This window comes from Nostoc sp. PCC 7524 (genome assembly GCF_000316645.1).
GTDB lineage: Bacteria > Cyanobacteriota > Cyanobacteriia > Cyanobacteriales > Nostocaceae > Trichormus.
The window spans coordinates 815,526-840,788 of sequence record NC_019684.1 but is presented as its reverse complement, the minus strand read 5'-3'; the positions used below and the strand labels follow the sequence as shown (position 1 = coordinate 840,788).

Annotated in this window: 18 protein-coding genes; 9 read left to right on the top strand and 9 right to left on the bottom strand. The window is 41.4% G+C overall.

Going from position 1 to position 25,263, the window contains the following annotated elements:
- Window positions 1-14 precede the first annotated feature (14 nt).
- A complete protein-coding gene (locus tag NOS7524_RS03485) occupies window positions 15-1,433 on the bottom strand; it encodes a TfuA-like protein (RefSeq protein ID WP_015137086.1) in 1,419 nt (472 codons plus the stop codon).
- A gap of 191 nt (window positions 1,434-1,624) precedes the next feature.
- On the opposite strand from NOS7524_RS03485, the gene NOS7524_RS03480 reads away from it, so the two are divergent.
- From NOS7524_RS03480 to NOS7524_RS03455, 6 genes are all read left to right on the top strand, one after another.
- Window positions 1,625-2,944, top strand: a complete 1,320-nt coding sequence (locus tag NOS7524_RS03480) for an MBL fold metallo-hydrolase (protein WP_015137085.1) — start codon at window positions 1,625-1,627, stop codon at window positions 2,942-2,944.
- Window positions 2,945-3,189: 245 nt separating this feature from the next.
- Entirely contained in the window at window positions 3,190-3,516 is a 327-nt protein-coding gene (locus NOS7524_RS03475) for a Nif11 family protein (protein ID WP_015137084.1), read from the top strand.
- A gap of 268 nt (window positions 3,517-3,784) precedes the next feature.
- Window positions 3,785-4,111 carry a Nif11 family protein gene (locus NOS7524_RS03470; protein ID WP_015137083.1) on the top strand — a complete coding sequence of 109 codons (327 nt, stop codon included), beginning with the start codon at window positions 3,785-3,787 and terminating at the stop codon, window positions 4,109-4,111.
- 276 nt (window positions 4,112-4,387) lie between these two features.
- Window positions 4,388-5,911 carry a radical SAM/SPASM domain-containing protein gene (locus NOS7524_RS03465; protein ID WP_015137082.1) on the top strand — a complete coding sequence of 508 codons (1,524 nt, stop codon included), beginning with the start codon at window positions 4,388-4,390 and terminating at the stop codon, window positions 5,909-5,911.
- A 90-nt stretch (window positions 5,912-6,001) separates the two neighbouring features.
- Complete coding sequence (locus tag NOS7524_RS27715) at window positions 6,002-6,616, top strand: TIGR02466 family protein (RefSeq protein WP_015137081.1); 615 nt, start codon at window positions 6,002-6,004, stop codon at window positions 6,614-6,616.
- Window positions 6,617-6,643: 27 nt separating this feature from the next.
- Window positions 6,644-8,245, top strand: a complete 1,602-nt coding sequence (locus NOS7524_RS03455) for a tryptophan halogenase family protein (protein WP_015137080.1) — start codon at window positions 6,644-6,646, stop codon at window positions 8,243-8,245.
- A 233-nt stretch (window positions 8,246-8,478) separates the two neighbouring features.
- On the opposite strand, the gene NOS7524_RS03450 is transcribed toward NOS7524_RS03455, so the two are convergent.
- From NOS7524_RS03450 to NOS7524_RS03430, 5 genes are read right to left on the bottom strand one after another with little or no spacing between them, the layout of a single operon-like run.
- Window positions 8,479-11,415 (bottom strand): NHLP bacteriocin export ABC transporter permease/ATPase subunit, encoded by a 2,937-nt coding sequence (locus tag NOS7524_RS03450; protein WP_015137079.1) that lies wholly within the window; start codon window positions 11,413-11,415, stop codon window positions 8,479-8,481.
- A gap of 11 nt (window positions 11,416-11,426) precedes the next feature.
- Window positions 11,427-13,640: an NHLP family bacteriocin export ABC transporter peptidase/permease/ATPase subunit gene (locus NOS7524_RS03445; protein WP_015137078.1), complete on the bottom strand. Its 2,214-nt coding sequence runs from the start codon at window positions 13,638-13,640 to the stop codon at window positions 11,427-11,429.
- Window positions 13,641-13,646: 6 nt separating this feature from the next.
- The gene (locus NOS7524_RS03440) at window positions 13,647-15,269 is read right to left on the bottom strand and encodes an NHLP bacteriocin system secretion protein (protein ID WP_015137077.1); all 1,623 of its coding nucleotides are present in this window, start codon (window positions 15,267-15,269) and stop codon (window positions 13,647-13,649) included.
- 30 nt (window positions 15,270-15,299) lie between these two features.
- Window positions 15,300-16,406 carry a cyclic nucleotide-binding domain-containing protein gene (locus tag NOS7524_RS03435; protein ID WP_015137076.1) on the bottom strand — a complete coding sequence of 369 codons (1,107 nt, stop codon included), beginning with the start codon at window positions 16,404-16,406 and terminating at the stop codon, window positions 15,300-15,302.
- A 42-nt stretch (window positions 16,407-16,448) separates the two neighbouring features.
- On the bottom strand, window positions 16,449-17,624 hold the full coding sequence (locus NOS7524_RS03430; protein WP_015137075.1) for a DUF7005 family protein: 1,176 nt from the start codon (window positions 17,622-17,624) through the stop codon (window positions 16,449-16,451).
- Between the two features lie 109 nt (window positions 17,625-17,733).
- On the opposite strand from NOS7524_RS03430, the gene NOS7524_RS03425 reads away from it, so the two are divergent.
- A complete protein-coding gene (locus NOS7524_RS03425; RefSeq protein WP_041555126.1) occupies window positions 17,734-18,510 on the top strand; it encodes a MinD/ParA family ATP-binding protein in 777 nt (258 codons plus the stop codon).
- Between the two features lie 79 nt (window positions 18,511-18,589).
- Entirely contained in the window at window positions 18,590-19,687 is a 1,098-nt protein-coding gene (locus tag NOS7524_RS03420) for a GAF domain-containing protein (RefSeq protein WP_015137073.1), read from the top strand.
- A gap of 67 nt (window positions 19,688-19,754) precedes the next feature.
- On the opposite strand, the gene NOS7524_RS03415 is transcribed toward NOS7524_RS03420, so the two are convergent.
- From NOS7524_RS03415 to NOS7524_RS03405, 3 genes are all read right to left on the bottom strand, one after another.
- A complete protein-coding gene (locus tag NOS7524_RS03415) occupies window positions 19,755-21,086 on the bottom strand; it encodes a tryptophan 7-halogenase (RefSeq protein WP_015137072.1) in 1,332 nt (443 codons plus the stop codon).
- Window positions 21,087-21,308: 222 nt separating this feature from the next.
- A complete protein-coding gene (locus tag NOS7524_RS03410) occupies window positions 21,309-22,808 on the bottom strand; it encodes an FAD-binding oxidoreductase (protein ID WP_015137071.1) in 1,500 nt (499 codons plus the stop codon).
- A 386-nt stretch (window positions 22,809-23,194) separates the two neighbouring features.
- Window positions 23,195-23,470, bottom strand: coding sequence for a Nif11-like leader peptide family natural product precursor (locus tag NOS7524_RS03405; protein ID WP_015137070.1), 276 nt, complete (start codon window positions 23,468-23,470; stop codon window positions 23,195-23,197).
- A gap of 325 nt (window positions 23,471-23,795) precedes the next feature.
- Here NOS7524_RS03405 and NOS7524_RS27710 point away from each other — a divergent pair, with 325 nt between their 5' ends.
- A complete protein-coding gene (locus NOS7524_RS27710) occupies window positions 23,796-25,247 on the top strand; it encodes a UPF0489 family protein (protein WP_015137069.1) in 1,452 nt (483 codons plus the stop codon).
- Window positions 25,248-25,263: the final 16 nt, after the last annotated feature.

Genomic DNA, 25,263 nt, shown 5'->3' with positions numbered 1-25,263 from the left:
CTATGAACTATTAACTATGGACTATTGACTACCAACATTTGTGCAGCTTTTCCGGTAATTTGCCATTCTTGAAATAATGCTTGCGGAAAAGACCATGAAATGCCAAAATACTCCGGTTCTTTGTCAACAATCCAGGCTTCCAAGGCTTTCTCTACTAGCCAAGCTTGATTTTCCTCTGCATCCATCAAGCTATTGAGTGTTTGCCATTTTTCTAGATAACTGTTTAGTTCTATTTCTGGACACACAACACCATTTTGTCTCGCCCATTCTACAATCAAACGACGCTGTGATAACTGTTCCCACAGATTCACCTGTGATTCAACACTACCAGTTAAGCGTAACTCTGCGTCCAGGGCTGTTTGATAGTTCCACTCAATGCCGAAATAGTTCGGCCCTTGCTGAATAATCCAATCAACTAAAAAATACTCTCCCAAGATTTCTTGGGAGGCTAATGCAGTTAGGCCATTGGATTGTAACCATTGAGGCTCATTCACAATGTTATATTTTTGTTGCCATTGTGCAAGATAGGTTTGCCATTGTGCTGTGGGAAAACATATCTGATTCTGTCTAGCCCAAGTGAGCAGGAAGCAGCGTTTTGCTAGTTGCGATCGCATCCTCTCTTGCAGTTTAATATCTTGTTTGAGCAGTTGTAAAATATCTTTGCCAACTCTCATTCCTGTAGGAGTCACAAATCCAGTCATGTTTAATCGCTGGAACTGTAAATCTATAGAGGGAGAACAAAAGCGTCCCCTCGGTTCTGATATTTGCTCTTGATTCAGGTTGGCGTATAGTTTCAAGACTCCCATAGCATCAATTTGCTTGATGTTAGTGTGGCTGTGGAGTAAGTAATGCTTAAGTTTAGTTACGCTCTCTGTTGGTAAGTCTTGAATTACTCGACTCTCAAGTATCTGCTGGTAAGAACGCTGTGGATAGTAGAGTTGTTTAGCTTCATCGATTAAAGAGTGTGCTTGTTCAACCGTCAAATAGTTTGCTTCTACTGCTTTGAGTAATGTATAGCGAATATTTACTAAAGGCTCAGACATCGAGACAAAGCCAGACTCTTCCGTGCCGTGTAAAAGAGCTACTTCGTCATCACTTTCCAGTAGCCCATCACGATACCATGTAAACACTTGACCGTGACCAACCATCCCAAAAGGTTCTAACTCTGAGGCTCTCAAGGCTCCCATACTGGATGCACCAAATACTTGAATTCCTTCTTCGATGGCATGAATCAGTTCACGATGCCAAATAGAAGGTTTACCGTGAAAAATCCCATCAATAAGAATGATTGTTTTCACACCTGAAGCCATAATACGGTAAATATCACCCTTGCTGGCTGGGGGATAGTAATGAGCATCAAGAACTTGACTAGCTTGATTTCTGGGTAAAGACGGGCCTAAGAATACAGCTACATTTAGAGATTCATAAATCATCTCTTATACTTTCTTCTTACTATATAGTTTGATTTATTACCGATAATATTAGTTGAAATTGCCAAAATTCCCAATATCGAAATTAATCACCTGAATTTTTCAGAGTGAAAACCTGAACTTTACATAACTTTCCTTGGGCGATCGCCGCTATAAAATATTTATTTCCTCATCACCATAACTAGCTAACCACAATGGATATTGAATATATTACTCATGCGTCTTTATTATTGAGAGCAGAAAATTTTTCCCTGTTGACTGATCCGTGTTACTTTCTCGAACCCTTTTTCGCTACAAATTTATTTCACTTCCCACCCAGAAAACTAACACCAGAGATGTTTGGTAAATTGGACTATGTTTATAGTTCACATATTCATGTAGATCATAGCCATCCCGAAACTCTCAGACAACTCAAAAATCAGGTAGATACAGTTCTTTTACCTGCCAAAAGACCGGATTTAGAAAAAAGATACCGAGATATAGGCTATGACAAAATTATTCTTTTGCAGAATGGCGAAACCCTCAAACTTAATGACTCAGTAGAAGTTACCAGTTACTGGGATGATCCAGTCGATACTATTTTGCTAGTCAAAATCAAAGATAAAGTTATTCTCCATCAGAATGATTGTCAATTAACTCCTAAAACTTTATCTAAAATCGCAGATAAATTTCATATTAACTATGCTTTTCTGCTTTATACTAACTTTGCTAATTATCAACCAATTTTACTATATGCTTCGCCTGAAGTTATCAGCAGACAAGTAGCAGAAGATGAAGAAAAGTTTTTGCAATACCAAATTGACCTGATCAGAATTCTCAAGCCTGAGAAAATCATTCCCTATTCTATGACGTTGAGTTATTGTCAACTCGATCATTTACATTTAAATGGCTTTGAGAGAATGACTCCAACTATATTTATAAATAAACTGTTAGCTCATTTACCACAAGCGAAACATTGGATATTACAACCAGGAGATATCATTAATTTAGAGCTAGATATGGTCAAATTTGCTCAGAAACAAAACTTTTGGGGAGAAACCCTCCAAGACTATTTGCAAAATATTACTGAATATGTACAAGCAGAAAATATCCCCACATTCAACTTTGGCAATGCTGAAAAAGAGAGAGAAAAAGTTGTCAGTTATCTACAAGGACGTTTAGCTGCAAAAGTACCAGCTATATTTATTAATCAAATTATTGCTCTTGAGGTAATGGGCAATCATCATAATATCGTCTACACAATGGATTTCAAAAATTCAAAAGTTTCTGTGAATAATTTACCACTAACAGATATATCTAATGAATACCTGGTAAAACTCTCAATTCCTGCCAGTATTGTAGAACAACTAATTTTTCATAATTTTGATGAATCACTAATTGACTTTATTTTGTATTCCAATCGTGTTTCGTTAAAAGTTAATTCTAATAAAGACCTTTCTATTAAAGCAAAATTTGGGTTATTAATTAAAACTTTACTATTTATTTTTGACAATCGAGATGATGATAAAGAGTAAAGAAACATAACAAAATCACGTTTTTTCGCAAATATTTCACAAAAATTAACATCAATGAAATTATTGTTACTTATTATGAAGCATTTACGGAATTGATAGTTTTCCGTGTGCGTACTATCAACTCCTGAACTTTTCATAACTAAGACCTGAATTTTTCAGAAACACAAATAGTTATTACCTTGATACGATTTAACAAGACTGAAAAACAGTCAATTGAGCAGTTGTATTAAGGAGATTTAAAAGATATGTCCGCAGAAAATGCAAAAGAAATGATCAACGTTCTCCAACAAGATGAAGCACTTCGTAATCAGATAGAAAGTGCTAGCGCCAGCTCTGAAGCAGCACTAAATCTAACTGTAGAGTTAGGTAAACAACAAGGACTAGATTTCACTGCTGAAGAATTTCAGCGTGAATTAGAAGCACGGGGATTTGGTGTTAATACTGATGGTCAGCTAGAGAGTCTTTCTCCATCTATGGGAGATGAGGGTGAACTTTCAGAAGAAGCTCTCGAAGCCGTTGCTGGTGGATTTTATTACGGCAATAGTCGTGGTTCAAGATGCGGTCAATGGTAAAAGATGAAGGGTAATGTGTTGGGTTAGTGCTAAAACAACACATCTGCCCATCATCAATTTGCATTCTAATATCAGTCTAGCAGGGGAGAGCATCCCAAGATGGCAAGAACTTTAAGTCGGTTCTCGACATATCCTTGCAAAAATTGGACTCTCCCATTGTTTCCCTGTGGATAGAATATTGACTATATTTTCTATCATTTTCTATCTAAGCTGCATATGCTCTGGTTAAGACTATCTTGAACGGTTTTATTCAGGAGATTTAGAAGATATGTCCGCCGAAAATGCCAGAAAAATGATCGAAGCTATTCAGCAAGATGAGGCGCTGCAAAACCAAATAACAAGTGGCACTTCCAATTCTGAGTCAGCATTTAATCTGACTGTAGAGTTAGGTAAACAGCGAGGACTTGATTTTACTGCTGAAGAGTTACAGCGCGAACTAGAATCCCTAGGAGTCAGCGTCAATGCTGATGGTCAACTAGAAAGTCTATCTGAAACAGTAGGGGTAGAGGGCGAACTTACAGATGAAGCTCTCGAAGCCATTGCTGGTGGTTACGGTTCAAGATGGCCGTCACGTCGGATACCGGGTCCTTGGTAACAGATAAGGGGCGATATGTTCTGAATCATTGATGTAGGGTGGGATTTACCAGCCTTACTTAATGATCCAAGAACAAATACATTAGACTTCTTGCAAAAGTCATGATTTTCACTTTTTCCTTTGCGTCTTTGCGTGAGGCAAAAAATATTTATGCAAGAAGTCTATTAATTAGTAATTGTAAATTTTAAATATTTACCGATTCAGGTTGTTATTTTCAGAGCTTTTCATAAAAAAAAACCAAAGTTCCATAGCTTTATTCAATGAGGAAAAGACAATATGCTGCGGACAAGTAGTTATACAATCTATGTAGATTTGCCTAACAACCCAGAAGAAGTTCTGCTTGTGCATGGCTACTCTGGTGCTTTTGATAAAGTTAAGCGACCAATAGCTACTTATTTACGTTCAGCTGAAGTCAAGGAACGCCCTAAACCTCTGTACGGAGAATGGGTTTCTGAACCTCCTATGGAGTCAGATATTGTTGCACCTTCTCCAGCAACCATCGCCGCACTTAAACGGCGGGGTTACTTAACCGAAATGACGGAGGAAGAAGAAGAGGCATTTTTCGTCAAAATGGCGACGAAACTGCACCAGATTGAAAGCCTGTTGATGCCAGCTTATATCATTATGCCCACCTATAGTTGCAATCTGCGGTGTGCTTATTGTTTTCAAGATCATATGCGGACTAACCCCGCTTTTAAACACTTGTTGCAAATAATGCAGCCGGAGATAGCTGATCGGATTTTTGCAGCTATGCCCCGAATTGAGGCAGGTCATGGAGTGCCAGCAGATGCAGATATTCCTCGCGGTATCACCTTCTTTGGCGGCGAACCGTTGCTAGCAGAAAACCACTCGATTATTGAATACATTATTAACAAGGCATTATCTCTCGGTGAGGCGCGTTTCGATGCCATTAGTAACGGAACTGAGTTACACGCTTATAAAGATTTACTCAGTCCTGATAAAATTTCATCCGTGCAGATTACCCTTGATGGGCCAGCACTGGAACACGACAAACGCCGCATCTATGCAGATGGTAGTGGTTCCTTTGACAAAATAGCTGATAATATCACCATGGCATTAGACTTAGGTGTGCAGGTGAGTGTGCGGATGAATATTGACCGCAACAATATCCAACAATTGCCTCGGTTAGCTGAGGAAATTATGGCGCGTGGTTGGCATAACTACGAAAAATTTGCTACCTATACTGCTCCCATCCATGCCTCTAATGAAAACACAGATGTAAAAACAACTTTTAATTCCTGGCATTTGCAGAAGGCTTTACAGGAAATGCGCCGTGAATATCCGCAGATGGAAGTTATTTTACCTCCGGATGATGCTTTACCTGACACGATTAGAGAGATATTTGAACAATATAAAGAGCCATCCCAAAATAAAAAATCTCTGCCTCCTTTTAAAGCCAGTTTTTGTCAAGCACATAAAAAAATGTATGTATTTGATCCCTTTGCTGATATCTATGCTTGTTGGGAGAAAACAGGTGATAAAAAAATCCGCATTGGTCATATCACCGAAAACAGTGAAGTAGTTTTAAACGAAGAGTTAAATCAAACTTGGCGTAATCGTACAGTGATCAGTAACCCTACCTGTCGTAAATGTCGTTATGCCCTTTACTGTGGTGGTGGTTGTGCGGTGTTAGCGATGAATCACACTGGTAATTTTCATAGTAACTATTGTGATGGTTTTGGTAATCGTTTCCGTGATAACGTAGCCAAGGCTTATCAAAATTATGTTTCTGATGCTAAACCTCTGGTGCAGCGAAATAAAACAGTCTGTAGTTGCTAGGGGACAAAAATTGAGTTGAATAGTTACAACTTCGCCTCCAGGCTGATCAAGCCTGGACGGCTTTTTCCACACTTATAGGCGACGATAAATATGGTATTTGAACATAAATTTCAAAATCGTTTATTTTTTACTCCCATATACGGGTTTAAATTAAATTTATCAGAGAGTTATATTGCTGAACTCATTCACGAAATTCATCAACTTTATCTAGATAAGGGAATTTATCAGGAATATCGCAGCACCAGAGATGCGTTTCAAAGTCGAGATGATATTAATCATCATCCGCTCTTTAAAGAATTTTTTGATGTAATTTTGCAGGTATTTAGTGAGATTGTTTGCAAAGATTATCAAATTGATGTCGAAGCTAGACAGCAATTATTTGTTAAAAAAGCCTGGGTTAATGTCAACCCTACAGGGGGATATAATGTCATCCACAATCATCCTAATGCTTTTTTTAGTGGGGTTTATTATTTGCAAGCAGATGAAAAGTCAGGAGAAATTGTTTTTCTGAATCCAGTATCAGAACAAGGCTTGACAATGCCTCATGAATTAATTAATAGAAGTAGTATTTATACTAGCGATCGCTATTTTTATTCCCCTAAACAAGACCTACTTCTGTTATTTCCTTCTTATATCAATCATTACGTCCATCCCAATCAATCCCCAGACGAAAGAATTTGTATTGCTTTTAATATTGGCACTTAAACAAATCATCAACAAATCACACCAACTATGAAATTACAAAATCCTCAACAAATCCAAAACATAGTTATTCTGGGTGGCGGTTCAGCAGGTTGGTTATCTGCCACATATTTAAATCAAATCTTAAACAGTGGTCAAGGCAGTCCTTGTCAGATAACCTTAATAGAGTCTGCCGATATTGGCATCATTGGTGTTGGTGAAGCCACAATTCATACCTTTCCTGGCACATTGCAATTATTAGGCATTCCGGAAAGTGAATGGATGGTGAAATGTAATGCTACCTTTAAAAATGCCATTAAATTCGTGAATTGGTCGGGTTTACCGGGAAAGGATGAGTATTGGCATCCCTTAACTAGATTGCCAGAAACTCCTGGTTCATCGATACCATTATTTCACTATTGGTTGCAAAGTAAATTGCAGGGCAATTCGGCAGCTTTTGATGCTAGTTGCTTTGCAGCCGTCGAGTTGTGTGCAGCTCAAAAATCACCCAAGTCTGTCAACAATCGCAACCCTCACACTACAGTGGGTGACTATGGCTATCATTTAGATGCCGGATTGCTAGCTACCTATCTCAAGCAGAAGGGAAAATCAGAAGGTATCAGGCAAATTGTTGATCACGTCTTAGATGTTGCTTTCGATGAAAACGGGTTTATCCGCCATTTAGTCACAGAAAATCATGGTGAAGTTGCCGGAGATTTATTTATTGATTGTTCGGGTTTTAGTGGCAGACTCATCAATCAGGCACTGCAAGAACCTTTTATTTCTTATAGCGATTCCTTATTGTGCGATCGCGCCGTGGCTTTACCAGTATTATATGAAAGTGGAGACAAGTATAACGAAAAGCGGGGCGGCATTAATCCTTACACCACCTCAACCGCTTTAAGTACAGGATGGGCATGGAATACGCCACTGGTAGAGAGAAGCGGCAACGGTTATGTTTATGCTAGTGCTTTTATTTCTCCTGAACAAGCCGAAATGGAGTTAAGACAGCACTTACAAGAATATACTACTCCCGCCCGACATCTCCAAATCAGGGTAGGCAAAACCCGTAATACATGGGTAAAAAATTGTGTCAGCATTGGCTTAAGTAGTGGATTTATCGAACCCTTGGAATCCACAGGCATCTATCTGATTGAAGCGGGATTGTATCATTTACTCCAAAATTTTCCCGACCAAAAATTTGACCCCATGCTCAGGGAAAATTACAATCGCACAATGCAGAATTTATATGAAGATATCCGCGATTTTATTGTGCTTCATTATTGCTTAACTCAAAGAGAAGACACCCCATTTTGGCAAGCTAATAAATATAACCTGAAGATTCCCGATTCATTGCAACAGCGATTAGAACAATGGCGATTCATGTGGCCTAGTCAGAATTTTTCGGCAGTATCTCAGCCATTATTTGGAGATTATTCTTATGTCTGTATTTTGGCAGGAATGGGATATTTACCTGAGAAAGTTTTGCCTATTGTCACATATCAGCAAGGTTTATCTACACAGTTGTTTACTCAATTAAGTAACTATTCTCAACAGTTGAAAAAATGTTTGCCTAATCATGTTGATTATCTGAGAGATATTCATCAGCGTGATATCTTGACAAATCTCTTTGTGAAAGGCAATAGGCAATAAATAAATTCAAAATTCAAAATACCCTTCTCCTATCGGAGACGCTACGCGAACGGGAACGCCAAGGGCGAACAAAATTCAAAATAAAATAATGGAAAATTAGTTTGTAGTAAGCGACTTTAGCCCTTTTTTTAGGACTAAAGTCCTGACTACAAACCTTTAATTATTTACACTGTTCTCCCTTCTTTCCTATTGCCTATTGCCTATTGCCTATTGCCTATTTGCCTATTTGCCTATCAATCCAACTGTCTAGCTACTAAGCGAGCAAATAACCCCTCTTCCTTCATCAATTCATCATAATTTCCTACTTGCATGACGCGCCCTGCTTCTACAACATAAATCCGATCAGCATTGCGAATGGTGCTGAGACGGTGGGCAATGACGACCCGAGTCGCATTCATTCGATCTAAACTGGCAGTGACAATAGCTTGGGTTTGATTATCGAGGGCGCTAGTTGCCTCATCCATCAGGAGAATTTTGGGTTTTAAAACCAAGGCGCGGGCAATCAAAAGTCTTTGTCTTTGTCCGCCCGAAAGATTAGTACCACCTTCGCTAATCACTGTGTGCATTCCCATTGGCATTGATTTAATATCTGCGTCAAATCCTGCCATGCGGGCTGCTTCCCAAGCTTCATCTAAGGTGACTAAAGCCCCAGCTGAAATGCTGTCAAATATGGGGGAAGAAGAAATGCGGACATTTTGTAGCACTACACCCAACTGCCGACGCACTGCTTGCACATCCAGTCCAGCTAGGTCTTGTCCGTCATAATACACTGTCCCGCTTAAGGGAGTCTCAAAACCTAACAACAAGCGAAAAACTGTGGATTTACCGCTACCACTCGGCCCTACTATGGCGATAAATTCTCCGGGTTCGGCATGGATACTGACATCATCAAGGGTGAGAGGACCGTCTTCCCGATAGCGGAAGGTGACGTGTTCTAGAGAAATGCGTCCTGTCAATCGCCCTGGATCTGCCTTACTGGGATCGGATTCTAGGGGTGATTGTACAATTGGTCTGGCTCTTTCCCACAGGGGAAATATTTCCAAAATATCAGTCAGAGTGTTGCTGATTTCTGTTGCGCCACTAATAAACACAGCAAAAGCCGCATTAAAGGCCAGAAATGTTCCTGGTGATAGTCCACTGGAGGTTCTCTCAAGTGCAGCCATCTGAATAAATAGAATCGCAAACCAAAATGTGAGTACGGAACTGACAACGGGTACGGCTTCATTAAAAACCGTGATGCTATCATCAATGCGTTTGATTCCGGATTGTAATTTTGAGCGTTGGCTGTATTTTTTCGCCCAAGAGGCAAATGCTCGTTCTTCAGCTGCGGCAACGCGCAACTTGGCTACGCCTTCGATGAGTTCTACCGTCAGTCCATTGATATCCCCATCTAATTCTTCTTGGAGGCGTTTTTTGTAGACTATCATTCGACTGGATACTACGGTAACGATGATGACTAAAACGGCCAAACCAACAGCTACAAGTGCCAGTTTCCAGCTGTAGACGATCATCAGCACGAGGTTGAGGAGTGCAAATACACCTGTTAACAGGGTACGCTGGGTAGAACCACTGATTTGACTGCGAATTTGACTAACGACTAACAGCCGATTCACCAAATCGCCGGAGGCGTAGTCGCGGAAAAATGCCGGACTTAATTTGAGGATGCGATCCCAAATGGCTGGTTGTAGAGAGGCATCAGCCGCACTCTCGACTCTCAGGGTAATAATCTGCTGTGCTAGCTGAAAGGTGGCTTGGCCGAAAGCAGCCGCAAACAAACCCAGTCCTAGTTGGAATAGCAAAGAGCGATCGCTATCGGGAATGGCATCGTTGACTAAGATGGCTGTGGCTTGGGGCGTTACCATGCCCAGCAAGGATGCTAAGATGCCCAAGATGATGATTGCGGCTAAATCTTTTTCATAGCCCTTGATGCCAAAACGGAAAATCTCTACCGCGTTGGTAACATTGTGGGTCAAGGGGCGATAAAATACGTAGGCTTCTGGTTTGAGGTTAGCGATCGCCTCGTTATCCACTGGTCTGCGAGTCAAAGATTCGGGATCAAAGAGCAGATAACGCTGATTTTGATCTGGCAATAAAGCTACTGGCTGGTTAGCTTTCGTGTAGGCTAACAAAGCCCCATGTTCCTCTTGCCACCAGTCCCCAATCAGCAACACCCGACGAGTACGACATTGGGAAGCTCTGGCAATTACCTCCACAGGATCTTTAACGCGATCAAAGTCTTCAGATTTTGCTGGGGCGACGATGGGAATTCCCATTGCTCTCCCTACTGCTCCAGCCGCAATCAGTAAGGGAGTCCCTTCATGAAAATACTCTGCTTTTTGGGGGTCTAAGACTGATGCTAGTTCTCCCATCGAGCTTTCAATCATCTGGCGGTTGAGTTTTTGCCTTTGTTGAAAGCGGCGAAATTCTGACTCGATTTGTTGCTGCTCTAGGAGATTAAAGTAGTGGAAAAAATAAGCGTGTAACTGGGTAAGACTGGCGGGAATCTGCTCGACTTGTTCTAGTTCTAGGGTGGGAGTTGTATAAACTTCTACGGAATTTTCTGCCTCTAACCAAGTGCCGAACATCAGAGGCATGAGTGGGGCAGAACTATCAACTTTAAAGTCTGCAATACCCTGCCAATGGGTATTACCCTGGCGCACATCTACCCAAACCATTTGTCCTACTTCTTCGGGGTTGCCCAAGGAGCGAGACGGAACTAGGGTTTGCTCTTTGAGTAGTGATAAATAGTGTGTGCCTTGGGCGATGATGCTATTATTGGGCGCGTTGGCTGCTGTTAGCTGCTCTTGTAACCATTCCCCTAAATGACTAAGCCAGCCTTCAATGAGGGCGATCGCTTCCAAGTTACGATCTTTGAGTTGCTCTACCAACTCCACTAATGGCAACTCCAGCAGTTCGGTTTCTTCCAGGGCTACTGCCAAAATGCCTCTTTGTTCGTTGTCTGCGGTACTGGGTGCAAAAGTAGCTCCAAACAAGGCCTCTCCTGCACCCACGTTAAACAGAAAGCGGCGATTACCTTTAATCTCTTCGTTTTCTACTAAGATGCCATGCAAGACTAGAGAACCCGATTTCACGAACCAGATGGTCTGGGGATCATTTAAGAGCAACGGTTCGTTACCTTTAACAGTGCGTCCTTGCCGAGCAATAGTCATAGTGCAATAATTTATCCTTCTTGAGTACCAACTAAGCGGGTATAGACTCCAGGGCTGCTGCGTAATTCTTCGTGGGTGCCTCGCTGTACAACTTTTCCCCGCGCTAAGACAATAATTTCATCACAATCACGAATGGTACTGAGTCTGTGGGCGACGATGACGCAGGAACAACCACGTCGTCGGAGGTTTCTATCGATAATTAACTCGGTTTCTGCATCGAGCGCACTGGTGGCTTCATCCAGAACCAAGACAGAGGGATTTCTCACTAAAGCACGGGCAATCTCTAACCGTTGACGCTGGCCTCCACTTAAATTCCTGCCGCCTTCACTGAGCTGGGTATTGTAGCCCCCTGGCATATTGAGGATGAGATCGTGGATGGCTGCATCCTGACAGGCTCTGATGATATCTTCTTCTGGTACAGTGGGGTCCCAAAGGGTGAGATTTTCCCGCACAGTGCCGGCAAACAGAAAGATTTCCTGCTCTACCATCGCCAAAGAACTGGCCAGAATGGGGCGAGGAATTTGATGGCGAGGGATGCCGTCTAAGAGGATATCGCCAGACCAGGATTGATAAAGTCCGGTGAGCAACTTAGCCACGGTAGACTTGCCTGAACCACTACCACCGACAAGAGCAACTCTTTGACCGGGTTTTAAGTTGAAGCTCAAATCTTTAATCAGGGGTTCATCCAGGCGATTATAGCCAAATGTCAGTCCATGTATCTTGATATATCCTTGCAATTTAAAGGAATCTTGGCTATAGATTTCTAAGTTGTTGCTGTCACGATCAACTTCTCGTTCTGCTTCTGGATCAACTGGGTTTTCTAAAACGTCATCTAAACGATTTAAATCTGCTTCTAACTCTTGCAGCGTACTACCAAAATTCACCAAGTCGTTAACAGGCTTGAGAAATTCTTGTGTGAGGGCTTGGTAAGCAACCAGTCCCCCGATACTCAGGGAACCTTGCATGACTCGCAATCCCCCCACTACTAAAATCGAGGTGACGGCCAGGGAAGTCAATACTGTCGGCAATGTTCCTAACAATCGGGTAGGTAATCCTAATTCCTGCTGGGCATTAATGGTTTTGGCATAGTAACCAGCAAACTTAGAAAATAAGTCTGACTCTAACCCGCTTGCCTTGACGGTTTCAATGGTTTGAATCCCGCTAATGGCTATACCTGCTACCTTACCGGTTTCTTGAGAGAGTCTGATATTGGCATCCACGCGGTTGCGGGACAGAGATTGCAAGGCAACGAAGTTGGCACTAGCAAAGAGAATGGCAATCAAGGTCAATACTGGATCATAAAACAACATGATCAGGGCATAAAACACCATCATGATCGAGTCGATTACGGTGGTTGCCAAACGCCCTGAGAGTACCTCAGCTACTTTATTGTTGAGTTGAGCGCGACTGCTGATTTCTCCGGCGAAGCGTTGGGCATAAAACCCAACTGGCAAGCGGATTGTGTGCCAGAGAAACTGCCCTGACATGGCAACGGACAACTTCAGCAGTAACCGTCGTAGATAAGTCAGTCGTAGGCGAGCGAGCAACCCTCTCATTAACCCTACGAACACCATCCCCAAAAGTAGGGGACGCAACCAATCGCTGCGATTTTCTACCAAAACTTCATCGACAAACACTTGCGTAAAGGCTGGCACCGCCAAGCGGGGAATTGTCAGTATCAGCCCGGCAATCAAACAAAACATCAATGCTTGACGTGAGGTTTGCAAGCGAGAGGTTAAAGCGTTGATAATCCCCTTTTTTTTGCCGCCTTTTTGAAATTCCGGCCCCGGTTCCATCAATAGGATTACGCCCGTAAATGCTTGGTCGAATTCCTCGAAGGAAACCTTTCTTGGCCCTGTGCCGGGATCGTTGAGATAGACGGTTTTACCAGCAAATCCTTCTACTACTAAAAAGTGGTTGAAGTTCCAAAAAACGATAAAAGGAGGTTTAATTGTTTGCACTTCCTCCAAGGATTTTTTAAATCCTTTGGCGTTTAAACCATACAACCGCGCTGCTTTGAGAACGTTAGAAGCCTTGCTGCCATCCCTAGACACGCCACACTCTCGCCGTAATTCTGTCAGGGGGACTGTCCGACCGTAGTAGCCTAAGATAATGCCGAGTGCGGCGGCTCCACATTCTACTGCTTCCATTTGCAGCATCGTGGGAGTTCGCACTCGACCGCGATCGCTGGGTTTGAGAAAGTTGCCAATCAGTGCTATCGACATAATTTCCTAATAAATCCCCGTAATCGACTTAAAGATCGGAATCACGTAAGCTATTGGCGCGATTTCTCCTACTTTGACGCGAACCTGTACGGTAGTTCCCGACGACAGCTGGATGTCAGGTCCTTTGGAGGACGACCATTGATAGCCACTTCTGGTATTGGCGGTTGCCAATTCTGCAAACACTTGTATAGGCGCTTTACCGCCGCCTGATGCCAAGCTTTCAGCCATACTTTCAGCGAGATTTTGGTTGCCGATGATGGTTGACATATCTTGCACTGTCACCGGGAAAGGTGTCACGGTTTGTACTTTGCCCAAAATACCGCCAAATCGTTCTCGCTTGACTAGACTGGGGGTAACTTGCACTTCCATTTCTGGTTTGATTTGTTTGCCATCTTTATCAGCGAAGTAGATGACGCTCATTAGTTTGGCATCGGTGCCTTTGGCATTCACTGCTCCTAAACGAGTTCCACCAGACACTATCTGCCCTGGTACTACAGATAGTTCAATGACTTTGCCATCATAATCACTGATAATTTGGCTTTTTAATTCTATTTCTCGTTTTAATTGGGCTATTCTCCTTCTTACCTCTTCAATATTATTGGTTCTATTAATTTGTGCTTCTAATTCTTCTTGAGCTAACCTGGCCAGCTGACTGTTAACGTCTTGCAGTTTAGAGTTAATTTCGTCCAGGGTATTTAAACTTTGCTGGTATTGCCTTTCAATATCAACTTGCTGAACCTGAATTTCTTGGATTTTAACGTTGAGTTCGTTAGTTTGGTTTTGACTATCTAAATACTGCCGTTCTGTATTGGCTTGCTCTACTTCTAGCTGTTTTTGTTGGGCTTCCAGATCAGACAGTTGGGCCAGACTATCGAAGTATTCTCGTTGGGCGCTTAACATCACATCAGCACTAACGATTTTTTCCTCATACAATTTGCGCCGAGCTTCTAGCTGTGTTTGTAGTTGTGGCAGTAATTTATTAATTTGTTCTAAGCGATCGTTAAGACCTTCTCGTTTTTGTGTAATAGAATCGAGGCTTCTTTGACGCAAACTCGGTAAAAGTTGTTGGTCGCTACGCAGTCTTTTTTCGATGGCAGCGCGATTTTGAGCGAGTAATCTGAGGTTTTTTTGGCGCAATGTGGGGATGATAGACTCTCGTTGCAAGCTAGCTTTGAGGTTAGCTCGCTGTTTGGCTAGATTCGCCCGTTCTGAATTTAGTCTGGTTGTCAGAACTGAATTGCTGTCTTGGGCTTGCGTTAATAATTCTCTCAGCTTTTTCTCTTCTTGCTGGAGTTGTTGTTCCAGTCCGGGTTGGCTGATGAGACCGATCACATCTCCTTTTTTGATGTTATCTCCAGATTTAATGTTGAGTTCGACTACTGTCCCATCGCTTGGGGCTTGCAATTGTACAACGCTGCGAGGATAGAGCAACACGCCTTGTCCTGAGACTGTAAGGGGCAACCGACCGACTACGCTCCAAACGGCAGCCACAGCCACTAATGATCCCAATCCAGCTAGAGGCAACCAAGCTCTGGGATTGACGACGTTCATGAGCTGGTCGAGCCGCTCTGGTGAGGATAGGCGTTCTAAAGCTTCTTCACGAAATAGTTTGTTTGATGAATCTGACATAATAACTAAGCACTTCTCGTTGACAAAGGTCTAACTGACTTTTAATCGTTTGAGCATCCAGTCAAATCTTGCTCCGCCGAGGGTGAGGTTATCCATGATATCGAGATCGATTTCATCTTCATACTCTGCTCCTAGTTCTAGACTCTGCCCGATTTGGTAGGGAGTGCGCCCGTATCCCAAACGGCTAATTAGTCCTTGCCATCTTCCTGAAAGCAACATGGCAACGACACGGTAGAAGCGAGCTGCGGTACCGATATCCTGCTGTAATTTGATTAGCATTTGTTGTTCGGGAATTTTCAGCAAAATAGAATTTTCTAAGGCTCTCAAGGTGTAAGTTGACATGGGGTTATCTAAGGTGATCGCTTCTCCCAGAATTTCTCCCCGGTAGAGGCGCATGATTTCTCTTTCTAGGGAGTCATCTGTTTGTTCATTGCTTTCTAGTGCAGTGAAGAGGCTGAGGAGCCGATTGGATTGTTGTTCTTTGACGAAGACAGCAATTCCACCTTGGAGGATGATGTAAAGATTTTCAATCTGTTCACCATTTCGGATCAGAACTGTTTCAGCTGATATTTCTTCCAATCTGCCCACCCCTAGCATCCAGTCAACGTCGCTATCGCTGAGTTCGCCAAAAATTAGTGGCACATCCTGTAGTGGGGGAATTTGGCCTTTTTGGTGACGCAAAAAGTGTTGGATGAGTCGCCCAAACCGCTCTGAGAGTAACACTGCAATGCCTCGATAAAATCGCGCCGCAAAACCTAAATCCGCTTCTAGTTGTTCTTGGAGTAACTCATAGGGAACGGCTAGCAAAGCCGAATTTTCTACGGCTCTTACAGTCATTGCGGCTGGGGTGAGTTCGACTACAGGCATCTTGCCTATGACTTCTCCAGGGGAAAAGCGGGCAATTTCTTGTTCTAAATCTTGATCGTCCTCTAGGGCAGCAAAAATATTGCCTAATCTGCCACCTTGGTTTTGACTAATGCTGGCTGTCAGTTCGCCGCTAATGAGCAGGTAGAAAAAATCCGAGGTTCGCGCCTGTTCAATTAAAACATCTCCTGACTGAAGGTTCTGCTGGTGTCCGTTTTGCTTGAGCCATTGGATATCACTATTACTTAACTGTTTGAGAAAAATATCTATCATAAATTTCACCTATTTAATTGGGAATATCTCAACGGTTTCCTTTTACCTAGTTTCGATTTCATGGGCGTTGAAAATAAGTTTTTTTTGATCATTAACGGCTGTTTCTATCAGAGATACTCCTTGCTCAGAGGCTAATTCTTCTAGCCTTAGTGTTGTCAAAGCCATTAATATCGCCATCTCTTCTGGCTTGGTTCTGACTGCGTGGCGATATTCTTGCTCAAACTTTTCTAGATTTTCGGCAGCGTTTTTAACTAATCTTTGTAAAACTTTAAACGCCCCGTCTGAGAGTGGCGGTTCGCCTCGATAATTTTCTAATCTGCCCCCTTGACGATAGGTCGGAAAAGCTTCTAAACCTACAAAATGTAAAAACCAATCGGCCCGATAAGTGGCGATCGCATTTATCATCCCTCGATAATCTGCAATGATCTCGTCGAGGATGTTATTTCGCATCGAGCCGAACCAACGCCGTGTTACATAATGAGTACATTCGTGTTCTAAGCGAATTTTCCCAGAGAGTTCGAGCCATGTTTGCTCGTCAAGTCCTAAATCCGTGGCGGTAACGTTACTATATGCCCCCCGACTGAGCAAGATAAACCGATCTTGATACAGTTCTGGACGCTTAATTAACCTTTGAAACTCGGCTGCCCAATCTCCTTGATGATCTTGATTTTCTAGGAGCCATTGTTGCTGATATTGGTGGACTCGATGCCAATTGTTATATCCTGCTACAATGCAAGCCCCCATTGAATCTGGCACAGGATGGGGTTCGTTGCGTCTGGTCAGTGCTTGGACTAAGCTGGTAAAATCAGGTCGGTTGCCTGCCACTAAGACTGGAATTCCACCTGCTAAGGTTGGATAAATATACAGTTGGAGTTGTTCTGGTTGGAACAACGTCAACCCTGTGGCAGTCTTCATCTGAGTGGTTGATTTCCCTTTGCGCGTTGCGGCGCGATATTCTTCTGTTTCGCTGATACCAGCCATAATGGGAAACTGTAACTGCACTAAGTGCGGTTGCAATGCTGCATAAGCCCCAACGGTGGCGGCATTTTTGGCATATTGCTCCCAAGTAGCAAGATAGGATTCTGACTGCGGTTGGTGCAGTTGCTCTAGCAGAGGGGGAGCGAAGACATTATGATTGTAGGTCAGTAATTCTAGGATTTCTGACTCGCTAGCTCCATAATCTGCCAAAATATCGGCACAAAACTTTAAAGAATTCATTACTACCGCAGAAGCCAACAAAGGTATGTTAGGAATAATATTAAATTAAAAAGATGTTTTAAAATATACTCTATGTTTTATTTTTGTTATGTTTAGCTTAGTTAACAAAATGTCAAAAATTATTTCGATTCATTCTTATCGGGGCGGCACTGGCAAATCTAACACCACAGCTAATCTTGCTACCCTGGTTGCCCGTGAGGGAAATCGCGTTGGAATTATTGATACTGACTTGCCTTCCCCTGGTATTCATATTCTCTTCGGATTTGGGAATAAGCACGGCTATGGCACACTCAATGATTTTCTCTGGGGTAGAAGTAAAATTAGCGATGTTGCCTGTGATGTGAGTCATGTTCTTGAAGGACAGGGAACTCCCACTAGCAAACTGTATTTAGTGCCTGCCAGCGTCAAAATCAATGATATTTCTCGGATATTAAGAGAAGGTTTTGATGCAGAATTATTATTTGCAGGTTATCAGCAGCTGATTAAGGAGTTAAAACTAGATTATCTATTTGTTGATACCCATCCAGGCCTAAGTGAAGAAACGTTACTTTCCTTAACAGTTTCCCAGATTGTGCTGTTAATTTTGAGACCAGATCAACAAGATTTTCAGGGAACAGCTGTAACAGTGGATGTGGCTCGGCGGCTCAAAGTCCCTAATCTGTTTCTCATCGTTAACAAAGCCTTACCTGAATACAACTTTGAGCAAATGTGTCAACAAGTCCAAGCTACTTACAATGTGCCAGTGTTGGGTATCCTACCTGACTCTCCAGATATGCTACGTTTAGCTAGTCAAGGTATCTTTACAATTAAATACAGTAACCATCCTATCAGTACAGTGCTGCAAAAAATGGCTAAACAAATTACTAGCAAGACAGTTACAATTTAATTGTTTTCAGTTACCAGCTAAGTGTCTATTTTTTGGCACTGATGTAAAGTAATAGCTACAGAATATCCCAGCAGTAAACGTGTCTTATTTAATCTACGCTCCTGGAACGCCAAGTGAGAGAGTTTATGAATTAAAGCCAGGGGTTAACACCATTGGTCGCCAAATCGGTAATACTATTGTCTTACTAGAAGAAACCGTATCCCGTTACCATGCACAGATTCACGTCACCGCCAACGGAGTGACTATTCAAGATTGTCAAAGTCGCAATCATACTTTTGTCAATCAAGTGCCAATCAATACCTATCAACTGGGTGATGGTGATGTTATTTGTTGCGGTACAGCTCCGTTCAAATTTGTGCATCACCTAACTACATCCCAGGTGCATCATATCGATGCTAAAGAAGTATTAAGCGGTAATTTCAAACAAATTCCTCTGCCTCAAATGGCAGTTCAACTAGAAAATTTAGTCAACCAGCAGCCTAAAGATGCGTCAATTCTCAAATTTAATACTCACAATAGTGAGCAGAAATCAGTTAACAAACTCAAAATTCTGTTAGAAGTTAGCAAACAGCTCTGTTCTCCTGATGAACCTGAACAAATTCTCCAAAAAATCCTGGATTTGCTGTTTCAAACTATGGGAATTGATCGGGCAGTAATTCTCTTGCTTGACGAAGAGTCTCAACAACTTGAACCAAAAGCTGTGAAGTTACGAGATTATATTAATCATGACCAACAGTTTTACAGTCGCCGGATAGTCAATGTCGCTTATCAAAGTGGGGATGCAATTATTACTCAAGATCCCAAGCACGATCAGCGATTTTCTGATTCTGTCTCTGTTTTTATAGACAAAATTCAGAATTGTATGTGTGTCCCCCTCAAAAACTATCAGGAAACTATCGGGGTGTTATACGTCGATAATTTATCTCCTCTTGTCCGCTATACAGAGGAAGATTTAGAGTTTTTGAGTGCTTTGGCTAACCAAGCCGCAGCTGCGATTCATATGTCTCGCGAATTTCACAAACGAGAACAGAAACTAAAACAACAAGTAATGGAATTACAAATTCAAATTGATCAATCGAGAAAAGAAAGCGAAGTGGCAGAGATTGTTAACCAGGATTTCTTTCAAAATTTGCAGCAACGTGCCGAGCAACTTAGAAACAACAATAATCCTATTTGAAACAAGGGAATAGGGATAAATGCCCCATACCCATGTTCATGTTTGTTTGTAGATTTTTCCCATAATTCTAATTAGAAAAATATCCAATACCATATCCGACTTCGGTAAAACTTGGCTTAGTCCACTGTCCGAATGTTTTGGTAAAGCCTGCGAGCAAAGCTGTGAAAATATTTGTGATCTCTGCTAATGTTGATGAGAATTCAGGAAAGTTTTCAATTGGATGAGGTAATTGGGCTGCCAATTCTAAAAGACTATAAAATTCTTCTAACAGCTGATCGTTTTCTAATTTGGTAATTTCTTGGTAAAAATTATCTTTAGCAAATTCCCAGAATTTTGTATTGAAGCGAGATCCCATCGTATAATGCCAGCCAACAAATATGGAAATCTTATAAGCGTAGTTGAGAAAATATTGATTGAATACTCTCAACTGGGTTTCATCTAATTTCTCTCGCTGATCAACTTTAGCAAAAGCACGAAGCACCCAACAAGATATTGCTTCTACTTGTTGCAAAATATATCCGATGGCGGTTGCTTCTAAAGGTTCAATAAATGCAGATGTATTGCCAATTTTAAAAACAGCGCCATCAAAACAATTGCGTACAGTAAAATTAGGAAAATTTATATTTTTAGGCTGTCCACTGTAGGTAATTTTTTCATGCAGAAAAAATTCATCAAAATCTGCTTCTATTTCGCTAAGAGAATTAAGATTACGGTTATAAATGTAACCATAAGATGTGCGATTGGTAAGCGGAATTGTAAAAATCCAACCATGAGGTCGAGCGATACTTCTAGTAGCAGATTGATACTTCAACAAATGGCTGCCCATTTTTAGCTCAATCAGATGATCATTATCTCCTGGAGTTTGGCGAATTAAAGCTGCATTGGTAGGAATCCAAGACATTTGAATGTAATCATCATCAAAAGATTTGGGAAAACCACGCGCGTCAATTGCCAAATCGACTTCTAGATTAGTATTATTTGCGAAGATTATATTGGCTGAAATTCCGTTACTTTTAACATCAATCACCTGGCAATCAATTTTTGTAGCACAAATATACTCTTGGAGAAGATTCACGATTTCAACGGCAGAAATATGATAAGCATACGTCTCACCGACGGGGTAAAAATGATGAAAAAACTGTTCGTGTTCGACTCCCCAATTTTCAAAACTAATACCAAATTTACGAGTAATATGGCATCGTTTTTCTAGTTCGGCATAGCTCAAGTTAGTAATTTTATCTAACCATGTTAAAAAGTACGGTATTGTACCTTCCCCTACCCCAATTGTGGGAATAGTAGAGTCATAAATATGATACAGGTTAAACTGAGGAAAATGTTTGCTGATATGTGATGCTGCAATATATCCTGCTGTGCCTCCACCAATGACAGCAATTTTCATAGTATTTTATACTCCAAATTTAATAGTCCTATAAATAATACCAATTCGCAATTCGCAATGGACTAACGTCCCGCTCCGCTAACGCAATGGGCTAACGCCCCGCTCCGCTAACGCAATTAAAAACTTAGATGCAGCAAAGCTTTCAGGGTTTAGATCTGTATCAGGTTTTGCGTGAAATGGTATAAGAAATGGGGGTATAGGGTAAAAACTAATGAGTAATGATTATTGACTATCGTATCTACCGGGAGCCAGGATATTATTAGGGTCTAATTGCTTTTTCAAGTTTCTAATTAACTGATCATAATCATCTGTGGCGACAGGTAAAGAATTCATCGATTGAATCCCTAACCGATAAGGAATATATCCTGATTGCAGCAAGAATTGTAATAGCTGATCGTGACATGACATAGCTCGATGATCTGCGTCAGATTCATCGCGATCATACATAATAGCAATAAACATTTTGACACTTCTACTTGTTGCACAACTCATGGCAATATTTGGCTCAAATCCATAGGATTTAATTGTCGATTCAATGGTTGTTAAGACTGTGACAATTTGCTTTCCATCGAAAGGAAATAGTGGACAAAGCCAAAGAACACCACAAGCATCTCTATCGGGATCGAGATGAGAAGGAATTTTGATTTTCTTGCGCCAATAAGTGCTTTTAATGTTGAGTTCACTAGGAACACCAAGGCCTAAATCTGATGATTCACTGCTATCGTCATCGTCTCTAAAAAATATTTGAGCTACTTGTCCAGTTAATGCTTCCTCAATTATTTTTCGTACTGCTAATCCTTGTTCTCGACTGGCGCAATATAAACTTCCACTGCCAACCCAAGGTTCGACACCTTTTAAATCTTTGAGGGAAAAAGGTGTTTTTCCGCCTAAAAGTTGCCAGGGATATCGCCCTTCTCTGGCTAAAACTTTGTAGCAATTCCAAAAACTAAAACAGTTTTCCTGAATTGTACCTTGCAGTATTAATTTTTGAATAATATCTATAAGTTTTTCTAACGAATCATGATCTTTAACAATACAATTAAAAGATTGATAATCTTTGGGTATGGGTGTTAACCACACAGTCATTTGAGTAACTATTCCCAAATTAGACTGAGCAAATATGCCATCTAGGGAAGGGCCGACTCCCCAACGACTCACAGATGTAGTTTTGGCGTGGGCAAACCGTCCAAATCCAGTATGAATAAGTTCCCCCGTTGGTAAAACTACCTCAAAACCACAAACGTAACTAGCGCGATCGCCATAAGGCCCAAAGCCATCTCCTCTTTCTAGGGCATTGCCGATTAAACTAGCATAGGGAGAACCGCCAATCACAGACAGAAATAAGTTGGACTTAATATCACGCAAGTATTCATATACTTGTTGAAAGGTGACTCCAGGTTCTACAGTGATGTAAGCCAGCTTTTCGTTATATTCAACAATGCGGTTCAGCCTGCTCAAATCCATCACTACACAGTTATCTTGAACAGGAACTCGTGAACCCAAGCCCCAATTTTTGCCCCGACTGATAGGATAAATGGGAGTTTGATATTGATTCGCAATTCTGACGCATTCTTGTACTTCTGTGCGATCGCCTGGACGAATCATTGCCAGCACTCGCTGTTTGGTGGCAAATGTTGCTGTTTGGACAGCACCAATATTTGCTTCGTCTGTTAAAACATTCTCTGGTTGTAGGAGTTCTTGCCAAGCTTTCAGTACATCCATCAGATTTTTGCTCTTGCTTAACGTTGGGCGATCGCGTGAGTTTTATTTGAGAACATGATTAACTCTCAGTTTATTACTCACACTCATGGCTGAATTCATAAAGACTAATTAAATTACTCTAAACCAATAAATTAAATTAGTTGAAATTTTGAGCTTTGTCTGAGATATCAATTAAAAACATCTTAAAAAAAAGGATAAAATTTTAGCTTAATTAAAAATTGTAATTTTAAAGTTAGGCAAGAGAAAGGGTTTCATGACTGGAATGATATAAACCCTTTTCTCTTGGACTATTGTATGACTTACCTCTAACGTAACCAAAACCTACTCAATGAATCGAGCTAGCAAGTCAAAACTGCACCGTGCTGTAGAGTTATCACAACTAGGAACTACCAGCCACCACCCCATCTGATCCTAATTCTCCAGTTGTCGAACAGTCCACCTGCAACAGCTTCCAGGGCTTCTTCTGATAATTCTCCTTCGGCTCCTTCTATTAAGCCACGTTCAGCTAGGAAAGCTTGTGCTTCTTCTTCAGTAAAGCTAAAACCATTGTCAGCACCAATTTTCACAGCTTCTGCATATCCACTAGCACTTTCTAGTTTCTGTTGTAAAGCTGCATCTTCTCTAGCAGCTTGGAACATTTGTTCAACAGCTTCTTTAGACATTTGAATTCTCCTAGTAATTATTTAACCAGATTGAATTTATGTTTTCTGAATCAAATCATCAGAAATCAGACATAATCCTTTTATAATCCAACCGTTATTGAACCGCAATCTGGATAAGTTCTTAAAAATTCAGGAGTTCGTTGCAATTTTTTTTTGCAAGTTGATAAAAGTTATGGAAAGTTCAGGATGTTGATTTTGAGTTGAGATTTACAACTCTAGTTCGTAAACTTTTTTAACACGTATCTTACCTTTTTTTTAAATACATTTAGAATGCAATTTATAGTGGTTATTTACTAAAATAATACCCATAAAACCAAAAAAAATCATGAAAACTATCATATTTGAAGAGCATTCTGCTGTCTTACCAGAGTGGAAGCAGCAGAGAATTCAAGGTAAGACTTTAATTTATTTAGATGCACATATAGACCTTCAGGTAGTCAGCCAGAAGCGCATGGCCGCACTAGAAAATTGTACGACGGCTGAGGAATTAGCTAAATTAGATAAGCCCCATCATATGCTGCCCGATCGCGGTTACAGCTATAGTATTGAAGATTTCTTATATCCGGCTTATCGCTTGGGCATGATTTCACGTTTGATTTGGGTGAATCCCCCGCAACAACAAGAGCAAAATCAGGAAGGAAAAACCCAAGAGATTCTCGGCAAGTTGCAATCAATGGAAGGACTCAGCCTGGAAGATTTAGCGAGTTTTAAGCTAGTTGGTAATATCGTAGAAGGCAAATTGCTGGGATTGGATGTAGTTATTTGCGACTATCGCGATCTAGCTCAATTGCAGCTGCCAGAAGACAGCTTAATTGATATCGATATCGACTATTTTATTGAATTGCCTGCTGACGAACCTTGGATCGATCCGCAAGAGGTATTTACTAGCTTGCAACAGTTGCCTTTAACATCCGATTTTGTGACTATCACTCGTTCAGTTAGTAGTGGCTACACACCATTGCGTTATCGGTTTTTTGCAGATTATCTTGCTGCTTTGTGGCAAGGCGATCGCCAAAATTCCAGCCATTACTCGCGCTTATTCGATCTCGACAAAAAATTGCGACAAGGAGACGCTGGATCTGTTGTCACTGGTTGCCTGGAGGAACTACAACAGTTCCCTAACTGTGCTGCAACTTACTACCTACTCAGCCTAGCAGAATCCCATCCTGAACTTACCCAAGACTATCAAAACCAAGCGGCCAGTTTAGATGCTAATTATCGGGATAGTGTTCTACGTTCCATCAGCGAATTAGCAAGTCGTAATTTAGAATTTGAGCGGCAAAACTTAGAAGAATTGGAACAACGTCTAGAAGTAAGCCAAGTGAATCAACAGGAATTGGCGATCGCTCACTTTACGTTAGGGCTGTTGTATAGCAAATTGGGTGATTTGCGCCCGGTGTTCAAGCACCATCAAATTTACAAGAAAATAGGCGATCGCCACCCCCAACTCAACTTTAGGTTAGGAAATTTGCTTCTACAAGCAGGATATCCCCAACGTGCAGCCAACTTTCTGCACGCCGCATTACAAGATGATATGACGGCCTGTGGCGCTCATTCATTACTCGGCAGAATTTACGCCAAACAAGGCAATTTAAAACAGGCGTGCGAGCATTTCTTGAAGGTAAGCGAACTAATGCCAGCATTTAGTCCCCCTGTGAACGTACTCGCCAAAATTTACCACCAGATGGGAGACGAATCTAATTCTCAAGCTATGTCTAAAAAATATCAACGCATCCAGCTTGCTGCTGCAATGTTAGTTCAAAAATTAGCAAATTAATTCTAGCTTTTAAGAA